This window comes from Desulfurellaceae bacterium (assembly GCA_021296095.1).
GTDB lineage: Bacteria > Desulfobacterota > Binatia > Bin18 > Bin18 > JAAXHF01.
In genome coordinates this window covers 3,992-7,091 of sequence record JAGWBB010000156.1, presented here as the reverse complement: position 1 = coordinate 7,091, position 3,100 = coordinate 3,992, and the positions used below count along the sequence as shown (strand labels likewise).

At 64.5% G+C, this 3,100-nt stretch carries 3 protein-coding genes; 2 read left to right on the top strand and 1 reads right to left on the bottom strand.

The features are described 5' to 3' along the window. A partial coding sequence (locus tag J4F42_21980) for an amidophosphoribosyltransferase (GenBank protein ID MCE2488193.1) occupies positions 1-657 on the top strand: 657 nt, incomplete at its 5' end. 30 nt (positions 658-687) lie between these two features. Here the strand turns inward: J4F42_21980 and nadB are convergent. Next, positions 688-2,376, bottom strand: a complete 1,689-nt coding sequence (gene nadB, locus J4F42_21975) for an L-aspartate oxidase (protein ID MCE2488192.1) — start codon at positions 2,374-2,376, stop codon at positions 688-690. A gap of 113 nt (positions 2,377-2,489) precedes the next feature. On the opposite strand from nadB, the gene pgsA reads away from it, so the two are divergent. After that, on the top strand, positions 2,490-3,100 hold a 611-nt coding region (gene pgsA / locus J4F42_21970), incomplete at its 3' end, for a CDP-diacylglycerol--glycerol-3-phosphate 3-phosphatidyltransferase (GenBank protein MCE2488191.1).

Below are 3,100 nucleotides of genomic sequence, written 5' to 3'. Positions count from 1 at the left end.
CCCGACAGCAAACTGTACGGCAAGAACGTCTACCAGGTCCGCCAGGCCTTCGGTCGCCAGCTCGCCCGCGAAGCCCCGGTCGAGGCCGATATCGTCATCCCCGTCCCCGACTCCGGGGTGCCGCCGGCGCTCGGCTACGCCCAGCAGGCGGGCCTGCCGTTCGAGATGGGTCTGATCCGCAATCACTATGTCGGCCGCACCTTCATCGAGCCCCGCGACGCCATCCGCCACTTTGGCGTCAAGATCAAGCTCAACGCCCAGGCCGATGTCCTGCGCGACAAGCGGGTGGTTGTGGTTGACGACTCGATTGTCAGGGGCACGACCAGCCGCAAGATCATCACTATGATCCGCAGCGCCGGCGCGCGCGAGGTCCATATGCGGATCAGCTCCCCGCCGACGGTCGGCCCGTGCTACTACGGCGTTGATACGCCCAAGCGGGGCGAGCTGATCGCCGCCAACCAGGACGTTGAAGCGATTCGTCGCTATATCACGGCCGACAGCCTGTCGTATCTGAGCCAGGACGGCCTGTACGTTGCCCTCCAAGAGTCCCAGTCCCAGGCCGGCTTCTGTGACGCCTGCTTTACCGATCGCTACCCGGTCCCGCTCGGCGAGCGCCCCAAGGGCAGCCAATTGGCCCTGTTTGAGCTGGACCGCTGAAGGATTGAATCTGGTCGCGTGTTGGGAGGGCTATAACGCCACGCGCGTGTCCTGCCTCGCGCCGCCATGTGGGGCGGCCAGGCGCACGACCGTATCCCGCTGCCAGACGAGGTCGGCGGCGTGCGGATAGTCCAGGGTAGCGTGCAGGCCGCGGCTCTCACGGCGCAGCCGGGCGCAGCGGATAATCAGCTCGGCCACGGTGGCCAGGTTGCGCAGCTCCAGCACATCGCCGGTCACCAGGAAGTTCCAGTAGTAGTCCCGAATCTCGTCCTGAATCAGGCCGATCCGACGCTGGGCGCGGGCCAGCCGTCGGTCGCTGCGCACGATGCCGACGTAGTTCCACATCAGGCGGCGGATCTCCTCCCAGGTCTGGGTCACCACGACCATTTCATCGCTATCGACCGCCTGACCCGGGTTCCAGTCGGCAAAGGCCGGGCTCGGCCGACGGTCGGTGGCCAGAAATTCCCGGGCGTGGACAAACACCCGGTGGGCAAACACCACGGCTTCGAGCAGCGAGTTGGACGCCAGCCGGTTGGCCCCGTGCAGACCCGACATGCTGACCTCGCCGGCCGCGTACAGACGCCGGATGGCGGTCGCGCCGTGCAGGTCGATGACCACCCCGCCACACATATAGTGGGCCGCAGGAACGACCGGAATCGGCTCGCGGGTCAGATCAATCCCGTGCTCCAGACAGCGTTGGGAGATGACCGGAAAGCGCTGGCGCAGGAAATCCGCGCTGCGATGGCTGATATCGAGGAAGACCGACGCAAAGCCGTGGGTCTTCATTTCGCGGTCAATCGCCCGGGCCACCACGTCGCGGGGCGCCAGCTCGGCCCGCTCGTCATACTCGGCCATGAAGGCCGTCCCGTCCGGGCGGCACAGCACCGCCCCCTCGCCGCGCAGGGCTTCGGAAATCAGAAACGACTTGGCCTGGGGATGAAACAGACAGGTCGGGTGAAACTGAAAAAATTCGAGGTTGGCGACCGGCGCGCCGGCCCGATAGGCCATCGCCACTCCGTCGCCGGTCGCCACATCGGGGTTGCTGGTGTACAGGTAGACCTTGCCCGCCCCGCCGGTGCACAGCACGGTGACCCGGGCGGTAAAGGTCGCCACCTGGTTGGTCTCCAGATCGAGCACATAGGCTCCCCAGCATTCGGTGCCAGCCAGGCCGTCCGCGGTCAGCAGATCGACCCCCATGTGGTTCTCAAGAATGCGGATATTGGGCTGGCCACGGACGGCGTCGACCAGGGCTCGGATAATCTCCTGGCCGGTGGCATCGGCCGCGTGCAGGATGCGCCGGTACGAATGGCCGCCCTCAAGGCCCAGGTCGTACTCCTCGGCCTCGAAAGATAGCGGTGATTTCTTCCTGGATGAAGATCGGTCATCACCGAGAGCTTTCCCGCCGTTGTCGCTCCGACGCGAAAAGTTGGTACCCAGCGCAATCAGTTCCCGAATCCGTTCCGGCCCCTCGCGGACGACGGTCTCGACCACCTGGGGATGACAGATCCCGACCCCGGCTTTGAGGGTATCGCGGGTGTGAGCCTCAAAGGAATCGTCGGCGCTCCAGACCGAGGCGATGCCGCCCTGGGCGTAGGCGCTGTTGCTCTCCGGAAGGCGGTCTTTGGTGACAATCGTGACCGAACTGTGGGCGGCCGCTTTGAGGGCCAGACTGAGGCCGGCGATGCCGCTGCCGATAATCAGATAGTCGGTCGTATCCATGCGCCGGCCCATTGCTGACATGTCGATACGGCGGAGTCAAGGCGGGCGCGCGGACCGGCGGTGGGGACAGGAATTTGACCTGGGACATAAAATTGCTTATGTGGGGGGCTGTTATGCCGTCTGTGTCACACCTGCCCAACCTGCTGAGCCTGTTCCGCATCGCCCTGATCCCATTGCTGATGTACTATCTGACCGACCCCGGACCGAGCGCCGGAGTGTGGGCGTTCTGGATCTTTTTTGTGGCCAGCTGGACCGACTATTTTGACGGCTATATCGCCCGTCTCCAGGGTCGGACCAGCACCCTGGGTAAACTGCTCGACCCCCTGGCCGATAAGCTGCTGATGATGGCCGCCCTGATCATGCTGCTCAGCCTCGACCGTTTTCCACGGGTTCCGGCCTGGCTGGTCGTGCTGCTGATCGGGCGCGAGATCGCGGTCACCGGGCTGCGTGGCATTGCGGCCGGCGCGGGGGTGATTGTCGAGGCCGAAGCGCTCGGCAAGTATAAAACCCTGTGCCAGATCTTTGCCGTGCACAGCCTGATCCTGCACTACACCTATTGGCACATCAATTTTCATCTGACCGGGATGTATTTTCTGTGGCTCTCGGTCGTGTTCAGCCTGTGGTCCGGGGTTGACTATCATCTCAAGGTCATCCGCCAGCTGTCGACCGGTCGCCCGGCGTCCCACAATGGGCAAGACCGGCAGCACCAGCAAGACGGACAGGA